The sequence below is a fragment of the Pseudomonas sp. S3_B08 genome (assembly GCF_054667725.1).
Genome location: NZ_CP162750.1, coordinates 3,415,014 through 3,433,769, shown reverse-complemented (window position 1 = coordinate 3,433,769; position 18,756 = coordinate 3,415,014). Strand labels below are relative to the sequence as shown.

Annotated in this window: 9 protein-coding genes; 3 read left to right on the top strand and 6 right to left on the bottom strand. The window is 59.2% G+C overall.

All coding sequences use genetic code 11. From position 1 onward, the window contains the following. Positions 1-76 precede the first annotated feature (76 nt). The 3 genes from AB4N73_RS15520 to AB4N73_RS15510 all read left to right on the top strand — a co-directional run bounded on the left by AB4N73_RS15520 (position 77) and on the right by AB4N73_RS15510 (position 11,938). Complete coding sequence (locus AB4N73_RS15520) at positions 77-3,721, top strand: Tc toxin subunit A (RefSeq protein WP_460142273.1); 3,645 nt, start codon at positions 77-79, stop codon at positions 3,719-3,721. Positions 3,722-3,786: 65 nt separating this feature from the next. After that, positions 3,787-7,884: a Tc toxin subunit A-related protein gene (locus AB4N73_RS15515; RefSeq protein ID WP_460142272.1), complete on the top strand. Its 4,098-nt coding sequence runs from the start codon at positions 3,787-3,789 to the stop codon at positions 7,882-7,884. Beyond that, positions 7,877-11,938, top strand: coding sequence for an Ig-like domain-containing protein (locus AB4N73_RS15510; protein WP_460142271.1), 4,062 nt, complete (start codon positions 7,877-7,879; stop codon positions 11,936-11,938). Before AB4N73_RS15515 ends, AB4N73_RS15510 begins: the two co-directional genes overlap by 8 nt. A 9-nt stretch (positions 11,939-11,947) precedes the next feature. Here the strand turns inward: AB4N73_RS15510 and AB4N73_RS15505 are convergent, their stop codons facing one another. Genes AB4N73_RS15505 through AB4N73_RS15480 form a run of 6 tightly spaced genes read right to left on the bottom strand, consistent with a single transcriptional unit; the run spans position 11,948 to position 18,646 of the window. After that, positions 11,948-13,276: a DUF58 domain-containing protein gene (locus AB4N73_RS15505; RefSeq protein WP_315434890.1), complete on the bottom strand. Its 1,329-nt coding sequence runs from the start codon at positions 13,274-13,276 to the stop codon at positions 11,948-11,950. Continuing rightward, positions 13,273-14,274 (bottom strand): AAA family ATPase, encoded by a 1,002-nt coding sequence (locus AB4N73_RS15500; RefSeq protein ID WP_041479813.1) that lies wholly within the window; start codon positions 14,272-14,274, stop codon positions 13,273-13,275. Before AB4N73_RS15500 ends, AB4N73_RS15505 begins: the two co-directional genes overlap by 4 nt. Next, the gene (locus AB4N73_RS15495; RefSeq protein ID WP_056787859.1) at positions 14,271-15,434 is read right to left on the bottom strand and encodes a DUF4350 domain-containing protein; all 1,164 of its coding nucleotides are present in this window, start codon (positions 15,432-15,434) and stop codon (positions 14,271-14,273) included. Before AB4N73_RS15495 ends, AB4N73_RS15500 begins: the two co-directional genes overlap by 4 nt. Next, positions 15,431-16,969, bottom strand: coding sequence for a DUF4129 domain-containing protein (locus AB4N73_RS15490; RefSeq protein ID WP_460142270.1), 1,539 nt, complete (start codon positions 16,967-16,969; stop codon positions 15,431-15,433). The genes AB4N73_RS15495 and AB4N73_RS15490 overlap by 4 nt, the downstream gene beginning before the upstream one ends. Further along, positions 16,956-17,933, bottom strand: a complete 978-nt coding sequence (locus AB4N73_RS15485) for a stage II sporulation protein M (RefSeq protein WP_256809021.1) — start codon at positions 17,931-17,933, stop codon at positions 16,956-16,958. Before AB4N73_RS15485 ends, AB4N73_RS15490 begins: the two co-directional genes overlap by 14 nt. Next, on the bottom strand, positions 17,930-18,646 hold the full coding sequence (locus AB4N73_RS15480; RefSeq protein WP_315434894.1) for an RDD family protein: 717 nt from the start codon (positions 18,644-18,646) through the stop codon (positions 17,930-17,932). Before AB4N73_RS15480 ends, AB4N73_RS15485 begins: the two co-directional genes overlap by 4 nt. Positions 18,647-18,756 lie beyond the last annotated feature (110 nt).

Genomic DNA, 18,756 nt, shown 5'->3' with positions numbered 1-18,756 from the left:
TCGTACTCACTGAATGTGCAGCCTGACGAAGGACGTCAGGTTGCGCGGGCCAGTTGTCGCCTAAAGGAATCTGATCATGGTTGATTCGCGCCGTCCCGCCCTGCAACTGTTCGATGAGTTGTTCAGCGAGGAACAACGAGCACAGAACGTCGGACTGCAGAACCTCGAGACATACCTGCAAAACGGTGGATCAATTTATCCACTGGTTGAAAGGGGTGTTCAATGCATGGTCCAAGAGCATCAGCTCAGCGTTGAGCAAGCGCAACAATATTGGCGCGGCGCCAATAGCATAGCCACGTCTCAGCGGCGCCAATTTATCGAGCAGACGCTGAGGGGCACCAGGCCCGCGCCAAAGCGCAGCTCCAGCGGTTTGTTATCGATCGTAGACGGTCCCAATTATCACGCTCTGATCGGTACCGATTTTTCCGCGTTGTGCCCGCCAGATGCACTAGAGTCCATCTGGTCGCCAGTGGCGTATCTGATCGACTTGTTGCGCTGGGTTCGTGACCGTCTGGAGGGTATCAGAGAGGAAGACGATTTCTCGCTGCATAACCGGCGCACAGATCTCTTGGCACTGAAGGTCGACTTCAATGCGGTTTATCAATCGATCTCTTCTGTGGACATCATCGTTGAGGTGCTGGAGAAATTCATCGCGGCGCAAACGGATATCGAATCCATCGAAGACGCGCTGATCGCAGCCCGCTACCCCAATGGTCTGCCTTATTACCAGCATTGGGTCACAATTGATGGTATCGCGCAGTTTCATGACTTGTCGGTGGGCGACTTCGAGCACCGGGTCGACCTGGCTTATCCCTATTTTCTGCAAGCCAATGCTCGAGGTGCCAATACTGCACAGGGTTTCGCCCATGCCTCGCGGCTTGGCCCTTATCAGCGCCAGTTGCTGACCGAACCGCGTGCGGATTTCGCCCTTCGCGAAGATTTTTTTGCGCACAACTTTGGTACCTATACCGAGATGTATTCGAATCTCAATCAGGTGGAGTTTTTCGGTCAGCGCACCAAGCTCGACAGCCGACAGATCGAGGCTCTTCTGTCGATTGGCGACTTTGCTCCCGTGCGCTCGGCCAATGTGACCTACCCGGATGAAACGCCCAAGCAGCCTGAAAGCGAGCGCTCGGGTTCGGTTTACATCAATGACGGTACTGCGCCGGCGGTGGGTTTCGATCCTGCAACCATGCCTCGCATTCGAATGACGGCAATCCCCGACGAACTCATCGGGTTCAACCGCTATACCCGGATGAATCAGATGGTGCGTCTGGCCAACTGGACAGGATTGCCGTTCGAACAGGTGGACGCAGTGTTGACATCGGTCATCCGGGCAACAGGGCGCGGCAATTCAACGAAAGGTCACAGCAACGAGATGAACATCTCCAGTGGCGCGGTTCATGCGCTTGGGTTGTTCCAGACGTTGCGCGAGCGCTACGAATGCACCGCCGCGGACTTTGCTGTGTTTGTGGGTGAGCTGTCGGTTTATGGCCGCGGTGAAGCGCTCTCGCAATTCGATCAGGTGTTCAATTTTCAAACCGGTTATCGCGAGCCTTTCAAGCTCGACAACGATGAGTTTGCGGTGGCGCCGATACCGGGCGTGGTGGATCTGACGATCAGCCAGCTCTGCAGTGGTCTGGCGATTGATCCGCAGACTTATTACGTGCTGGCGAACGCTGTGGCCAAGGCTCATGGCTTTACCGACAAATTGAAGCGCAACGCAGCGATCATCTCGAGCTTCTACCGTTTGGTGAGGCTGGCCCGGCTGTTGAACATCACTCCGGTTGAAGGCGTGCTGATGCTATCGATCCTGGGCGGCGATGACTGGGTCAATGGCTTGGCCGGTACTCCTGTCATCCACGATGTACCGGACGGTTCACCGGATGCGCTGGAACTGATCGAGGCTATGCAAAGTTGCGTGCAGTGGTGCGCGCAAAACAATCTGCCGGTGTTGTGGGTGTTGCAGCATGCGGTCGCTGCGCCAGCGGCTCAGGATCCATCCGAACAGGATGAGCAGTTTTTCGAGCAGGTTCGCAATTTGCTGCCGACTGCACAGTTGTCCAATAGTACGTTTCTCATGGCAGGCGTTCCGGCAGCCGGGGCCGCGGACTGGATCGAATTTCTCGCGACATCCGCCGACAGCCTGGGGCCGATAACCGACGGGCATGGTTTGATCCTGCCTCCGGAGGGAAGCGCTGAGATGTATCTGGCCTCCGTCCATAAAAAAATCACCTGGGCGGTCGACAGCGCCTTGGGTGAGATCGAGCCAGCGTTGCGGCAGAGCATCATCGACAGCATGGTCAGCGCGTTTTTACAGATGCGCGATGCGCAGACTTCGCTGGTCAAGGAGACGCTGGCGGCATACGCCGGCGTTGGCGTGGATCAGGCATTGCCGGTCCTGAACTGGGCAGACGTCACGGTGCATCAGTTACTGCTGCATGTGCTGGAGCAAGCGGATGCGGGGAGCGAAGGGGGCGGCCGAATTCGCCCCCGAGTTGCCGACACATCATTCGATCTACTGGCTGAAGTTCGCCGGCGCAGTGAGGTGGTGTCGACCCTGGGGTTAAGCGCGGCGCTGTTGCAGGATTATCTGGATAGCGGCTACAAGGACTGGCTGGTTCAGGACGACAAACATGCGTTGACGGTGCGCACTCTTTATTACCTGACCACGCTCACTCGCGCTTTTGCCATCGCCTCAGCCTCGAGCGGCCAAGCGCCAGAGAAGCTGTTGGACTACCTGCGTCAGGTCAACGCATTGCCGGATGTCACCGGAGATGCGAGATGGCTGGCACAACAGGCGGCGGCGATCAAACTGGCCGACTTTTTTGGCTGGAGCGTTCAGGAAGTGCGCGAATGTGTCAGCCGCATCGATCCCGACCTGAAGGTGTTGAAAAACCTTGCCCAGCTCGATTTGTTGATGCGCGTTCTGGCGCTGTCCACCGAGACCGGCATGGATGCGTTAACGATTTTTCTCATTGGCAATCTGCCCGAAACCGTCGACAAAAAATCCTATGCCGATGCCGCCGAACATGCCCTGCTCGGCGAGTCCGATACTCGTGCCCCGATCGTGCATGTTCCAGGCGACGTCAACGGGCTGGTCACAATCACGTGCGAAGTGGTGGGTGACAGCACCGTCGTGGCTAACAAGCCAGACGAAAAAGTCATTTATAAAGTGACCCTCAAAGACGCCAATGGAAAGTCGCTGAGTGGCGTCAATGTTTATTGGCGCGCGACATTGGGCACCATTGAATACAAGGCGACGGGAACGGACGGAACACTTTTGGCCGAGTTTATCCCCGGCAAGGTCATGGGCCGCGACACGCCACTGCTTTGGTTGGATTTGTTCGAGCCGCAATACGCCCCTCCCATAGAAGTCACCGCCGACTTCAGTACGTTGTCGTTCCCTATTGCAGAACTTTCACCTACGCCTTTGGAAACAGTGAAACACGGTCATGAAGTAGAACTGTATGCGGTGCTGGAGGACAACTACGGAAACCGCGGACAAAACTCGCTCGTGGAGTGGTTCGGCAAGAACGTTCCGCCCGCGAAGATGGATGCCGTCACCATTCGGCCGGCGCAGGGGTTCACAGATCAGCAGGGGCTTACCCGGGTTTTTGTCTCAAGCAAGACGGGCGGCACATTCGTGTTCAGCGTTCGCTCTCAGTCTGGGGAAAACGAAAGAATATTCCCCCATGCCATTACCTTTGCCAGGGAGTAGCGGCAGGGCGTTGCGTACTGCCTGGCGAACGTTTTTCCCCGGGCCATATTCCAAGGAGCAAGATCATGGCACTGAGTAATATTGGCGGGCTGCTGGAAAAACGTCGCTCGGCACTTCTTGAGTACTGCATCGGTCAAGTGGCCAATGATAAATACCCTTTTCTGAAAACACCTGAAGACTTGTTTGAATTGCTGCGCATGGATCCTCTGGATACTTATCAGGTCAAGAGTTCCAGAGTTGCTGAAGCGATAAGTTGTGTGCAGCAGTACATCCATGCGGTGTATCGAAAGCTGGAACCAGGATTCCGGGATCACGAGTTCGACAAGCGTCATCTGCGCGAATGGGAGATTTTCTCCAATTATCCCGACTGGACCGTGATCCACCAGATTTCATGCTATCCGGAAAACTTCGTCGTTCCATCGGTGCGATTGCGCAAAACCAATCTGTTCAAGAATCTGGAAAACAACCTGAACCAGGCCCGTCTGGACAAAGATACCGTGCAGGCGGCACTGCAGGATTATTTGCAGGCATTCGAACAAGTCTGCGATCTCGATGTGATCAGCTGTTTCATGGACGGCGTGACACCGGCCAAAGCTGATTACTACTTTCTGGGGCGGCAGCGGGTGCAGCCGTTTCAGTATTTCTGGCGTAAGGCCGAGATCGAACTGGGCGCAACCAGCGTTTCAGTCAATCCGGCGGTCTGGAGTGAATGGCAAGCCTTGGAAATCCCGACCGCCGATCAGGTGCTGGATATCCGTCCGGTGTTCTGGAATGGCCGGTTGTGTGTGGTCTGGGCCGAATGGCGGGACGCGGTAGTCGCGAGTGCAGCGGAGTCGCTCAGCCCGAGCAAACTGGTGATCAATCTGGCATTCATGAAGCAGAACGGGCAGTGGTCTGCGCCGTTGTGTGTGCACAGTTCAGAACACAAGGACGAGGGTTTGGCGAGCTCCAGACTGATTGCGACGGTGCAGGTCGATTATCTGAATCCGAAGGGCAAGTTGGGGATTTTACTGACGGGCAACCTATCTTCGCCATCCGGCAGTCTGCGGGTGCATGGTGTCTACGACGTTCTGATGCGCCCCCTTCTGGACGGTGGCGCATGGCTGGATCTGGCGCTTGAGGAGCGATTCGTCAGCAACGATACGGTTCAGCATCCACTGAACAGTCAGGTGACTGTTGTCACTCGCATACAGACCCATGGTTCCCTGACGCCCTATCTCGACCTGCACGTTATGGCAACGCGCGCGGATGACAAAGATGTGCTGACGGTGCAGGGTTTTTGCAGCCCCTCGGGCCTGGACAGCGCTCGGTTGAAAATGGTGCTGCAAATTGCAGGTCTGCCTTCTGATAGTGACCCGCCGCCGATCCTCGAAGAACAGGATGCAGGCGGGGGCTGGGTAACTCAGTCGTGGACTGCCTCGCGAACGAAAGGCACCTGGCCCACGCCAGTCACGTTTTCATTCGCCTCTCCCACTTCCCCGACAGGACAGAAAGAGTTCGACCTGACGATTGTCGATCTCATGGATTTCGTCCCGCCAGCTCTGCACAAGAACAGTACCGACGGGGCACAGTTTCTTTCATTCAATCAAGCTGGACTGGCGTTGAAATTCATTCGGCTCAATTCCTTGTTTGGCTCGGAACTGGTGAGATGCTCGAATATTTCCGTGGACGCCGTGCTGGACTGGTCCAACCAGTTCATTCGCGAGCCGTCGCCGATCGGCGCAGAGTTCGTTGAACCACCCAATGGTGCCTTCGACGGTGCCAATGGTCTGAACTTCTGGGAGCTGTTTTTTCACCTGCCGCATTTGATTGCCACCCGGTTGCGCGACGAAGAACGCTTTCAGGAAGCGCAGAGCTGGCTGCATTACGCATTCGATCCACAGGCCACCGCAGATCCGGCCAATCCCCCGGTTCCGATCGCGAACCCGAAACCGGCGTATTGGCGTTGCCGGCCTCTGGATATCGCAACAGCACCGGGCAATCCAGGGTGGGAAATCCAGAATCCCCTCGATCCGGATGCCATTGGCTATGCCGCACCCGCACATTTTCAGATCCTGATGTTCACCGACTACGTAGAAAACCTGATAGCGTGGGGCGATTGGTATTACCGACAATTGACCCGTGACAGTCTGGTGGCCGCCAAGCTTTGCTATGTCCAGGCCGGGTTTCTGATGGGCAAGGCGCCCACCGCCGACACAGCGACTCGTTGGCAGACCGACACCGTTGAAAAACTCTTGGACAAGTGCGAATCGCGCCCCCTGCTTGAAGCGCTTGAAAAAACGCTGGATTTCAACCTGGCGGATTACCCGATCGCTTCCGATACCCCGCCGATCCTGGGTTTGTTGGCCTGCGGACCTTTTGAAGTTCCGATCAACCAATCGCTGCTCGACCTGTTTGCAAAGCCGCAGCAACGCCTTGATAACCTGCGCAACAATCTCACGATCGATGGCAAACCGCTGGACGTGTTGCTGTTCAGCCCGATGACGGATCCCGGGCAATTGCTCCGCGATCTGGCCGCTGGTAGCGCGGCCGGGCCCAGACCGATGGGGGGGCGGCTGGTGGTCAATGCGTATCGCTGGCGGGTCACGTTCGAAGTCGCGTTGCGCGGGGTACAGAGCCTGCGGGATTTCGGCAGTCTGGTGCTGCGTCTGCTTGAGCAACGCGACCGTGCCGAGCAGGAAGAATCGCAGCAGAACCATTTGCTCGAGCTGGGTCGCTATGCCGAAACGGTGCAGGAACAATCCATCGCTCAATTGGAGGCGAATGTCACAGCGTTGAAGCAGAGTCGGGCAATGGCGCAGGACCGGGCCGACGCCTATGCAATGCGTTACAGCGAAAACGTTTCGCCGATCGAATATCAGGTCATGGCCAGTCTGCAGCAGTCGAAGACATCAGCACTGCAGGCCAAAGTTGTCAGGGTGGCAGGGGGCGTCATCGCGGCGTTGCCAAAAATCTATGGTACTTCCAACGGTGGCTTCAAACCCGAACACACTTTCGATGCGGTGGCTTTCGGCCTGGAGGTTTCTTCGTCATTGCTGCAAATCGACGCCGACCGACAGGCCACCACTGAAGGTTATCGCCGTCGCCGCAGTGAGTGGGCGCTGCAACGCGATCAGGCGCTGGCGGAGGTGGGCGCAATCGATGCGCAGATCGAAGCGCAAAGCCATGCGATCAACGCGGCGAGATCCAGCCTTGAACAGACGCTCAGGGCCAACAGCCAAGCGTTGACCATGTACAACTTCCTTAAAAAACGCGCGAGCAATGCCGAGCTGTTCGGCTGGATGCTTGGCCAGCTCAAGGCTCTGCACTATCAGGCGTACGACGCAGTCGTCAGCCTGTGCCTTAGTGCTCAGGCTTCACTGGCTGCCGAAACCGGGGATTATGATGCCCCCGTCCCTTTGCCTCAGGCCTGGCTCGATCACCGTTATGGTCTGGGCTCGGGTGAACAACTGCATATGTACCTGCTGGACCAGGAGCGCAGGCGCTTGCAAAGCTACGAGCGGCGGCCGGAACTGATCAAAACCATTTCCTTGCGGCAGTTGTTCGACGACAGAATCGAGCCTCAAGAGGGCATAACCAGCTGGGCAGATGCACACGCGCAATTGATGGCAACAGGTGTGTTGGAGTTCAGACTGACCCAGTTGTTGTTCGACCGTGATCATCCTGGCCATTTCTGCCGGCAGATCAGTTCGGTGGAAGTCGATCTGCCTGTGCTGGCCGGTCCCTACGAGGATGTGCGGGCAACGTTGCTGCAGATCAGTAGCGTGACCGCGACCCGACCGACCACACAGTCTGTGCAGTATTTGCATAAGCCCACCGCAATCGCACCTGGCGATCTGCTGTTCAACCTGCGCAGCGGTCAGCAGATCGTTTTGTCGGTCGGGCTTGGCGATAATGGCCAGACCCACCAGAAACCCGACGAAGGATTGCTCAACCCGTTTGAATACACGGGTGCCGTTTCCCATTGGCGGCTGAGTTTTCCTCGCCCCCTTAATCAGCCGCAAGCTGCAATGCTCAAATCCTTGACCAATATCATTCTTCGCGTGCGGTACTCCATCAAGGCCGGCGAGCCGACGTACGTCCAAAAGGTCACAGACCTGGTGACCGAGGCTGAAAACACCTACCTGGCGCGCCAACGTAACGGAGCCAGCGATCATGAATGAGCCCGTCGTGCAAAAAAATGAAAGCCTGCTGCTCAATGGTGACTTCAATGATCGGCTCAAAGAGTGGCGTACCAGCGGTAGGGTTGGCCTGGCGAGCGAGTTTTATGATGGCGAGTTAGTCAATTTCATGGAGGTCGGTGTCGGGGCTTCGGCCACACAGGAAGTCAAAGCTCCCAAAACCCCCGGTGCACAAGCCGGTTACGAACTGACGTTTTTATGTGAACTGCGGCCCGGCGTTTCATGGTCGGGCGAATCGGGCTGGTTGCACATCCGCAAGCGCGGTGAAGTGTTGATGAGCATCGAGCTCACGGCGCCAGAAGGTCGGAATCCGGAGCTCGAAAACGCCCGACGGCTGGCGGGACAGCCGCTTGAATTCAAGCCGCGCGCGTATCAACGGTCGCTGGATCAATTGGAATTCGTCAGCGATGACGCATTGAGCTTCGAGGTCAGCGGTGTCCCTGACAACACGGGCGACAATCGTTCGGCAATCTGCATCACTCGAATCGACCTGCAACTGAAGCTTGAACCGCTGCAACTGCAGACGGTGCGACTGGATAGCGAAGATCTGCCACCAGGCCAGACGTTATACCTTTGCCTAGGCGCTTCCCTTGGCGATGACCCGGACGACTCTCTGTTCATTCCCCACGGCCTGTCTTTTATTCCGGCAGACGGCAGCGCCTGGCTGGATACGAATATCGCATTGATCATTCACGGCAACCCGATGGAGTCAGTCAAGGCGACCCCCGACTGGGGCGCCTATCAACCGCTATTGTCGCAGTGGTCGCTCGATTGCCCGGATATGGGGGAGGAAAAGGCTCATGACTTCACGATAAGTCTGGTGAACCAGTACAACGCCGAGCCTTACACGATTGACGTATCGTTGGGGCATCACCGATTAGCGCTTCGCGAAGTACAGAGCGCGGCTTATTACCCTGTCCTGGATTGTGCGCAAAGCGTCCGTTTGGGTGTGCAGGTTCTCTCGTACTACACCGGCCAGGCGATTGATGGCCGGGAAGTCAGGTGGACGACTGCCGGGCAAGGTGTGCTGGGCACCGGCACTACCGATGAACAAGGCTTGGTCTACTTCGATTTCGTTCCTGAGCAAGCAGGCGATTTCATTCTCACAGCTTCGGTCGACAGTCCTTATTACCCAAGTGGCGAGGTGACTCTCGAGTTTTCGGTCACGGTGCTGGCGACCGATCCCTGGATGGACTTGCGTTGCGTTGTCGAAGGGCAGGTAACCCAGTGGAGCGCGACCGGTTATCCCAATCGCGGCACTGATTACCCCTTCATTGTGCGCTTGCCCGCCGACAGCCCTTTGCTGGCGACTGATCTATCGCTGCACTGGAGCGGCGTCGGGCATGAAGAGCTGAAGGTCACGGTCAACCCGCCACTCCAGCAACCGGTCGCTTTCGATGGGGACGATAGTCTCTGGACGCTGGCCTGCGAGGACTGGCTGGACGGTCGCTTCGAACTGTCATTGGTCTGCTCGAAGCTGTTACTGCCATCGCCGCGTAAACCCATGTCGCTGGCGCGCAACAAGGTCAGGATCGCTGACACGCGCGGCCCGAATATTTCACCGGTTGTCGAGGACTCCGAAAAGACGTTGATGCGGGTGCAGGTGGTGCATGTCACTGACAAAGGTGCCGGTGAGCCAGTGATTGATGCGATCGTCGACTGGCAAACCCCCGAGGGCATTGTCGAGTCTCGTACCGGCAGTGGGGGCTGGGCCAGCCTGTATTACCGACCGTTGACGGCTTTGAGCAACGAGACGATTACCGCCAGTGTGAGTGCCTACGAAGGCGGGCCGGCAGATGAACACTCATTTTCGGTCACGGCGTTTGCACGAGACGAATGGAAGGACAAGGTCAGCATCACGTTTGATGCCGTTCCGATTGCCCATGACGGAATCGCATGCAAGCGCGGCCAGAGGCATATCCTGACGGTCCGGGCATTAGCGGGCAGCCCGTTGATTGGCGAGGCAATTACGCTCGGATGGCGGAACGAAAATCCAGAGAACGGTCTGGCGGTGAGCGACCTTGACGTACCAAGAATATTGCGCGAAGGGGAAGATTTGAGTTGGTTGTTCAGCTCTGATCGTATCGAAAGTACCAGCAGTATTTTCGAGGTGAGTTTGCGCACCGACACTCTCACGAACAAGGATTTTTCTTGCCGACTGTTATCACCTGACCTCCATGAAGAAATGACCGTGGTCCTGGATCAGATGACCGATCTCAGGGGCCAGCCACTCTTTCCGTGTATCGGCGCTGTACATCGCTATATCTTCCGCACCAATGCGCTAAGCCCTTTAGTGGGTATTGCCATGGATCTGGTATGGAATGGAAGCCCGGCGGCAGAGCTCGGAATCGAATTGAGTCCACCCCGCGGAAGCGAAAATTTTGTGGATGACAGCGGGTTTATCTGGACGCTGGACTGTTCAAAAAGTACCAAACCCGGTGTCTTCGCACTTCGGTTCGTTATCGATACCCATGGTTTCAGCGACATCAATACGATGACCTTGGGCCACAATAAAATCACTATCGAAGACGCCCGTGCATCTGCGGTGGATCCGGTCATTGGGCAGGATCCTGCGTGGATGTGGCTGAAGGTACGCTCCCCTTATCGTCCCGACCTCGCTCTGGATCAAGTGCCTGTTCAATGGACAGGCGACGGCAGCACCGAAGAGCACAGGACGGCTGCCGACGGCTGGAGTGGTTTTCCCTTTGCGCCAGCCACTGCAGGTGAACATGTGGTGACAGCGGCGGTTATCAGCCCTTATGACCGTTTTGAAGAGCGCCGAACCATGAAGGTTCTAGCCCTGGAAGGGGATCCCTGGGCCGGATTTGAATACAGTTTCGACTCCCAACCGTTTCAGCCACTGGGTCAAAGCGCTGAGTTCCCTCGGCGCAAGGGGCAGCACCAATTGCGCGTGAGTGCCCCGGCGGGCAGCGCGTTGTTTGACCAGCACCTGACGCTGGGCATGACCGGCACCGGGCCGACGGAATTGGGCATGCGCTTCGAGGAGCCACGTCTGGGTGACCCCAGGCTTTTCTCGAGCGCTGGAATGACCTATCGGTTCAACGCGGGCGACCTCAAGGACGGGCGTTTCGGCCTGCGCTTTTCCTCGGCGCGGTTGGCCAGGCTTTCTCCGGTTATTGCAATGTCGCTGGGGCAAGGCGCGCAGGTGGTAAAAATTGCGGATCGTTCACGCAGCAGTCAGACGCTGTTTTGGGGCGAGGCTGTATCTGAGCAGATCACCATTGTGTCGGGCATCAGTGGCAGACCGATGGTGGGGATGAAGGTTGTCTGGTGCAGTCCGGACCTTGGTGAGGTGACCACCACTACCAACTTCTACGGTGAAGCGCGGATACGGTTTGTGCCGACAACACCGGGTGCGGCGCAACTGACCGCTACGGTGGGCGATGCGCTGTATTCGGAGTCGATTTCTTTACCGTTTTTGCTGCACGAGCCCCGGGACATCAAGGAACTGGTCAGCGCTGATCCGAACGGGTATCCAGGGCAACAGATGACCGCGCAAGTCCTGGTCGTTTCAGCCAGTACCGCGCAACCCTTGGCCAATGTCGAAGTGATGTGGGAGTACGACCGCACCTCGCTGCCGACAACCCTGACGGATGCCGAAGGCAAGGCAACGGCGCGCATTGTCTTGGGAGGAGCAGGCGAGGCTGCATTGCGGGCGTCGGTAAAGGGTGGTTTGGCTGGCTGGGTGGTAAAAACGCTCTGGTTGACCGTCACTGAGTGTCCAGCAGCGGTGGAATCCGTTGTTGCGTCGCCTAATCCGGTTCCCTTGCAGACCTACGTCTCCATGACCGCGCTGATTGTGGCCAAGGAGGGGCGAGAGCCCATGCCCAGACGGAAAATCCTTGTTTCCACTAATGGAGCACCGTTCACTGAGTCGTTTACCGATCACCGCGGGCGATACCAGGCTCACTGGCGGCCGATGAACCTTACGGAGCAGATTTCGCTGGTCGTCAAAGTAGAAAACAGCGACGGCACTTCGGACAGCGGCGCTGTGTATGTTGCAGTCACCAACTGATCGAATCTGTCAGATCGCAGCGGTCTTTTTCCAGCTCATGTAACTTGTCACCAGTCCGGCCCCCAGCTCGGCGGGCCGAACATCCATCACTGCAACGCCATGGGCAGTCAGCCGCTCATGGAGTTGCGAGCGGGCATTGAGAAAATCGATGGTGCCGCAGTAGGCGAGTGCCTCGGGCAACGTTTGCACCGTGGTCTGGCGCAATGTATCCAACGCCTGTTCACGCAGGCTCGCCACCAGCACCCGATGTTGTGCGCTCAGGCGTTTGACTGCGGCCAGCAGTTGCTCGTCTTCATCGCGCAAATTGGTTACCAGCACTACCAGCGCCCGGCGCTTTTGGCGGGCCAATAGCTGGTTGGCGGCAGCCTGATAATCGGCGGAGCGCTGAGTGCTCCCAAGGTCATAAACAGCGTTGAGCAGGACATTCAGTTGGCCGCTGCCTTTGACCGGCGCGACATGGCGCGGCTTATCACCGGCAAAGGTACTCATGCCCACCGCATCCCCTTGGCGCAACGCCACATAACTGAGTAACAGGCAGGCATTGAGCGCGTGATCGAAGTGCGACAGCTCACCGTCCTGGCTGCGCATCTGCCGGCCGCAGTCGAGCATGAAAATGATCTGCTGATCTCTTTCGTCTTCGTACTCGCGGGCAATCGGTGTGCGCTGGCGGGCGGTGGCTTTCCAGTCGATCTGGCGCAGGCTGTCGCCCTCGCGAAATTCGCGCAACTGATGGAATTCCTGACCCTGACCGCGCCGTTGTCGCTGGCGCACGCCGAGCTGGCTGAGCCAGTTGTCGACGGCGCGCAACTCGCCGCCGTAAAGCCGGGCGAAGTCCGGGAAGACGCGGGTTTCGTCGCGGACGCTGAGCAGGCGTTTGCCGGACCATAATCCCAAAGGGCTGGGCAGGTTGACTTCGCACTGTTCGAAGCTGAAATGCCCGCGTTCGAGAGGGCGCAGACGGTAGCTGATCTGGCTGACATGGCCGGGTTGAAGCTCGACAAGCATCGGCAGATGGTCAAACGCCAGACCGTCGGGAACGTGGTCGAAGAGTCCAATGGCCAGTGGCTCGGCAAATTCATGGGCCACCTCCAGCTTCACCTCCGCCCAGCGCCCCAATGCCAGGCTGCCGGGCATCTGTCGCTTGATGCGCGGCGAGGGCAGGCGTCTGAGGCGCACAGCGTCGATCACCGCCAAGGCCAGCAGCGCCAGGAGCAAACCCCAGTTGATCGAAATCAGGCTGGACGGGAGGTCGATCTGCAACGCCTGCAACGCGCCGAGCACGATACTGATAACCACCAGCAGGGCCAGCCAGATCAGCAGCAGCCGAGACGGTTTCACAGGCGCGGCGCCGGCACTTGATCGAGCAATTGCGTGAGCACCTGATCGACCTGCAGGCCTTCGATATCCAGCTCCGGCGCGATGCGCACGCGATGACGCAACACCGCCAGCGCGCAGCCTTTGATGTCATCCGGGATTACAAACTCGCCGCCGCGCAACAACGCCCGGGCACGGGCACAGCGAACCAATGCAATCGAGGCGCGTGGCCCGGCGCCGAGGGTCAGCCCCGGCCAGGTGCGCGTGCTGCGCGCCAGGCGCACGGCGTAATCGAGGACCTGATCGTCCAGCGGCAAATCACTGGCGATGCGCTGCAAGGCTTGAACATCCTTGGCTTGCAAGACCGTGCGCAGCGGTTGCACATCGAGCATGTCGGCGCGGGTCGAACGACAGACCTGACGGACCATGTTCAGCTCCTGATCGGCGTCGGGGTAATCCATACGCACCTTGAGCATGAAGCGGTCAAGCTCGGCTTCCGGCAGTGGATAGGTGCCTTCCTGTTCGATCGGATTCTGCGTCGCCAGCACCATGAACGGTTGCGCGATGGGCAGGGCGCGACCTTCGAGTGTCACCTGGCGCTCCTGCATGGCTTCGAGCAACGCCGCCTGGGTTTTCGCCGGGGCGCGGTTGATCTCGTCGGCCAGCAGCAGGTTGGTGAACAGCGGGCCTTTGCGCAGCTTGAACTGCTCGGTCTGCAAGTCATACACGGCGTGACCGGTGACGTCGCTGGGCATCAGATCAGGGGTGAACTGGATGCGCGCGAACTCGCCGCCGAAGCATCGCGCCAGTGCCCGCACCAGCAAGGTTTTGCCCAGGCCGGGCACGCCTTCAAGCAGCACGTGGCCGCCGGCAATCAGCGCGGTCAGGACAGCGTCGACCACCGCATCCTGGCCAATCAGCGCCTTGTTCAATTCGTTGCGCACCGCTTGCGCCAACTGGCTGGCACGCTGGCGCTGCTGGGCGGCGTGCGTCGCGCTGCCGGGCTCGATCTGTTCAGTCATAACGCGTTCCTCAAAGTTTGCAGATGAGCGACCTGACGGCTGAATTCGGCGCTGGACAAACGCTGCTTCGGTCGTGGGCTCAGGGCCTGGCTGATGGCGCGGGTGGGTTGCCGGGTCAGGCGCGATAACGCCAGCCATTGCTCGGCCACATTCAATTGATCGAAACCGGGATGGCGGCGGCGGGCGCGGCGCAGGATGTCTTGTTGCAAGGCTTGCAGCAGCGCCTGCTGGCCGTTGTGGCGCAGGAGGAAATCGGCGCTCGCACGCAGATGCTCCAGCAGTTGGCGGCGACCCGCTGGCGCCGGCATTTGCACCGGGCCGTGACGCACGCCGGCCTGCCACAACCACAGGCCGATCAAGGCGAGCAGGGCGACAATGGCCTGCGCAAAGTAGCGCCAGAGCAACGTCCACAGACCATCGTGCGCCGTGTTGTAAACCAGCGTGACGTCGGTGTCGGCGCTCAGATACCAGAGCAGCCAGGCGTTGTCGTATTTGCCGATAGCCGGGGTTTTCCACAGCTCGGCATCGGTGACCACGGTGATCGTGCCGAGGCCGTACACCCGTTGCATCATGTGCGTGGCTTTGGCGCTGTTGGCCCAGGCTTGCGCGACATTGTTCGGGTCGTCGAGGTGGAAGTCGGTGTCGAAACCGGCGTAGGCCGGCGCGTCTTCATCTTCCAGATACAGTTTGGTCAGTTTCGGGAAGCGGTCCTTTTCCCCGTCCTCGGGAGGATCTTTCAAGTCCTTGCTCAGCGATTGGTGCAGTTGCACCTTGTCGAGCAGCAGATCATTGCTTTGCCCGGTTTGCGCATCCCACAACGATTCGGCGACGAACACCAGACGTCCTCCGGCGCGAGTCCAGTTCAACACCTGATCGACTTCACGCGGTGTCATCCGGGCGCGCTCGCCGAACAACAACAAGGTGTGGCTGTGCGGATCGATCTGCGGCAGTACCGCCAGGGTCTCGGCGTGACTGACCGCGAGGCCGCGCTCGCGCAGGAACATTTCCGCCGCCAGATAAGGATTGGCTTGCGCGGCAGGCGAGGGGCCGTGATCGATGACTTCCTGATAAGGGCGGGCTTTGAGGTAGAGGAACAGACTCAAGCCGCCAAGCAGCAAAAACGCCAGCGCAGCCAACGACCCGCCAATGCGCCGGTTCAATGCCCGGACCCTTTGCTGAACAATTCACGCCAGCCGTTACACAGCTCTGCTTGCAGGTGCGCGGCTGGAAGTCGGTGCCCGTAGGCCATGTTCTGCCAGTGAACAGTGAGGTTGCGGCTGTAGGCGAGCAGGTCCGGGCGTTGCAATTGCTCGATGCGGTTGAGGATCTGGCTCTCGGTGTCGGCGGCTTTGAGCGTCAGGTTGAAATCATGCAGCAGATGGCTGAGCAGGCCGCGATAGAGCAGGCCCAGCGCGGCGCGAGGTTCGCTCAGCCACAATTGTTCGGCACTGGCGGCGATGTCATCGGGAAGGGTTTCACGGTTCAGATCCAGCCCGAAGACGTGTGGCGGCGCCGGTGGTTTGCTGCGCGAGGGCAGGTTCGGGCGACGACTGACGAAGGCCCGGAGAAATTCGCGATAACGCCAGACCAGCCAGCCCAGCGCGGCAATCAGCGCGCCCCACAACAGCACTTCAATCACGTTCGCCAAGGCATCAAGGTGTCGACCGTCGAGCCAACCGAGAAGGGTTTCCAGCCACTGCGGAGCCTCACCCGGTTGCGCGTCCTTGGCCGGGCTTGCCGGGTCGTCTCCGAAGCGATAGCGGGTGACGCTTTCCTTGTTCTTGAACGGCGGTTGTTCGAGCAGCGACTGGATGCTGTCGCGCGAGGCCTGACTGGTCAGCGGCTGATTGAGCAACCGTGGAGCATCCGGCGCATCGCTGGCCCATACCGGTTGCAGGTTCGGCAGCAGCAGACACGCCGCCAGCAACACACCGAGCACGCTGCTGTTCAAACGCTGGCGCAAACGGCGGAAAACCAGCTCGATGTCCCAGGCTTCCAGTTGCGTGCGACGGTTCAGGTACAGGCTGAAGCCGCAGGCGACATACACCGGTCCCCAGGCCACCAGGATCAGCGCATAAAAAACGTTGGTCAGGTGCTCCAGCCAGCGCCAGTCCTGATCGGCGGCGAGCAGCAGCGACTGCCAGTCCCAGTCGGTTTCGATCTGCTGCGGCAAGAGCATGTAGAACAGCAGCATCAAGCCGATCCACAGTGCGGTTTCCAGATGCACGCCGATAATCGTCAGCCATTGCGCGGCGCCACCGTTGCGTTGCAGCAGCACCTGCAGACGTTGTTGTCTGGCCTCGCCATTCAGGCCTTCGAGTTGCGTCACCGGCAGCACAAAGCTGCGACTCAGACTCAGCCGTCGCCAGGTCAGACTGGCCAGCAGTTGCGGCTTGAGCAGGCGCGGCCACTCGCGCAAGGCTTGTCTGAGGGTTGGCGTTTCACCGAACAGCGCTTTGGAGAGGATGTACAGCGGCAGGCGTTCGTAGGCCGGTTTCAGCCACCAGAAAATGAACACCGCCAGTGATGGCCAATCCCACAGCAACAGGCTGAGCAGGGCGAACAGCGGCAGGGTGACGATCGCCCAACTGGTCATCAACAACCGGCGATGCTGCTGGCTCATCAACACGCCCAGGTCCATGGCTTCCCAGGTGGTGCGCGGGCGGATTACTACGCTGGCGTCACTCAGGCGCATGACGAATCCTTCCGGCCAACGACAGATAAACCGCGACGGCCAACCATAGCGCGGCGCCGACTGCGTATTTGGTCAGCGGCGTGACACTGGTTTTCGACGACCAATAAGCCTCGATGAATGCTGCGATCAACAGGAACAACATCGCCCCACACACCAGCAACACGCTTTTGCGTGCGGCCAGACGCAGCGCCTCGCCCCATGTCAGACGTCCGGTGGCGATCAGCGCCCAGCCCAGCTTGAGGCCCGCCGCGCCGGCGAGGGCAATGGCGCTCAGTTCGAACGCACCGTGACCGATCACGAACGACCAGAAGGTCTGGCTGAAACCGATCTCGCTGAGATGCCCGGCCACCGCGCCGATGATCATGCCGTTGTAAAGCAGGAAAAAACCGCTGCCCACGCCCATCAGCAAACCGCTGGCGAACGTCTGAAAGGCGATGCCCGTGTTGTGCATGACGTAATAGCCGAACATTACCCAGTCTTCGCTGGCCGCCCGTTCCGCCGAGCGGCCGAGGTGGCCGGCAACGGGGTCGTACATGCCTTGCATCTCGCGCACCTGTTCGGCCGGGATCAGGTTGTAGATCAGTTCCGGGAACAGATAAACCAGCACGCCAAAACCGATCAGGCTGCCGAAAAACAACAGGCTGGCGGCCGCAACGAAGCGCCATTGTTCGCGCACCAGTCGCGGGAAGTCGGCGAGGATAAAGCTGATGATTTGCGCCCCGAGCCGACTGCGATGCCGATAGAGCTGTTGATGGCCGCGCAGCACTTGTTGTTGCAATGAATCGATCAGAAAACTGCTGTAGCCGCGCGCCTGGGCCAGAGCCAGATGTTGGCAGAGACGCCGATAGGCCTTGGGGAAATCGCTGACTTGCGGCGTCTCCTTGCCTTGTTCGAGGCGTTCGAGCGCCACGGCGAAGCGCTCCCATTCGGCCTTGTGGCGACTTTCGAACAGGCTCTGCTTCATGGGGTCGGCCCCAACAGGCCGCGCGCGATGCCGTTGAGTTCAGACACGGCTTTGGGCGCAGAGATGTGCAGCGGCTGCGCCAGCAATGCCGCCAGCTCGTTGATCCGTGCGGGAGAGAGCTCGGCCTGACGCTCGGCGAAACCGAGTACCGCGCGTTGTTCACTCAAGGTCAGTGGAACGGGGCAGCGGCGAGGTTCAGCGTCAGGCAGTTGCGGGCGGCTCAGCGGGCGTTCGCTGTAAACCACCAAGGTGCCGGCGGCAATGTCGCCGAGGCGTTTGAAGGTTGGGTGTTGCAGGCAACTGAGCGCACCGAGGAAATAGCCGAAGGGCAGTAGATCGACAAAGCGCAGCAGGTTGCGCAATAGCGAGGCCGACCAGCCGATCGGCGTGCCGTCATCGTGCACCACGCGCAAACCCAGCCATTGCTTGCCCGGCGAACGGCCCTGACGCAGCACCTCGAACAGCACCATGTACCACCAGCTGATGGCAAACAGCAGCAAGGAACCGAGGCCCATGCCGAGCTTGCCGAGAAACGCCAGTGCGACAAACAGCACACCGAGGATCAAGCCGCGAATGCCCAGATCAATGGCAAACGCCACGGCGCGCACCATCAGCCCAGCGGGGCGCAGTGGCAGGTCGATGCCTTCCGGCGTTTCGACCTGATGCCGCGTATCCAGCGGTGCTTTCCTTCGCGGTGCTGTGGGCTCGAGCATGGGCTACCTGATGTTCGCCTGTTCGGGGGGCAAGTGCGCCTGATGCTAGCAGCCTCTCGGGTGTGGGAGCGAGCCTGCTCGCGAATGTGGTGGATCAGTCAGCCTATGTG

Coding starts and splice junctions, on each gene's coding strand:
- AB4N73_RS15520 (WP_460142273.1), top strand. CDS start 77: ATGGTTGATTCGCGCCGTCCCGCCCTGCAACTGTTCGATGAGTTGTTC.
- AB4N73_RS15515 (WP_460142272.1), top strand. CDS start 3,787: ATGGCACTGAGTAATATTGGCGGGCTGCTGGAAAAACGTCGCTCGGCA.
- AB4N73_RS15510 (WP_460142271.1), top strand. CDS start 7,877: ATGAATGAGCCCGTCGTGCAAAAAAATGAAAGCCTGCTGCTCAATGGT.
- AB4N73_RS15500 (WP_041479813.1), bottom strand. CDS start 14,274: ATGACTGAACAGATCGAGCCCGGCAGCGCGACGCACGCCGCCCAGCAG.
- AB4N73_RS15490 (WP_460142270.1), bottom strand. CDS start 16,969: ATGCGCCTGAGTGACGCCAGCGTAGTAATCCGCCCGCGCACCACCTGG.
- AB4N73_RS15485 (WP_256809021.1), bottom strand. CDS start 17,933: ATGAAGCAGAGCCTGTTCGAAAGTCGCCACAAGGCCGAATGGGAGCGC.
- AB4N73_RS15480 (WP_315434894.1), bottom strand. CDS start 18,646: ATGCTCGAGCCCACAGCACCGCGAAGGAAAGCACCGCTGGATACGCGG.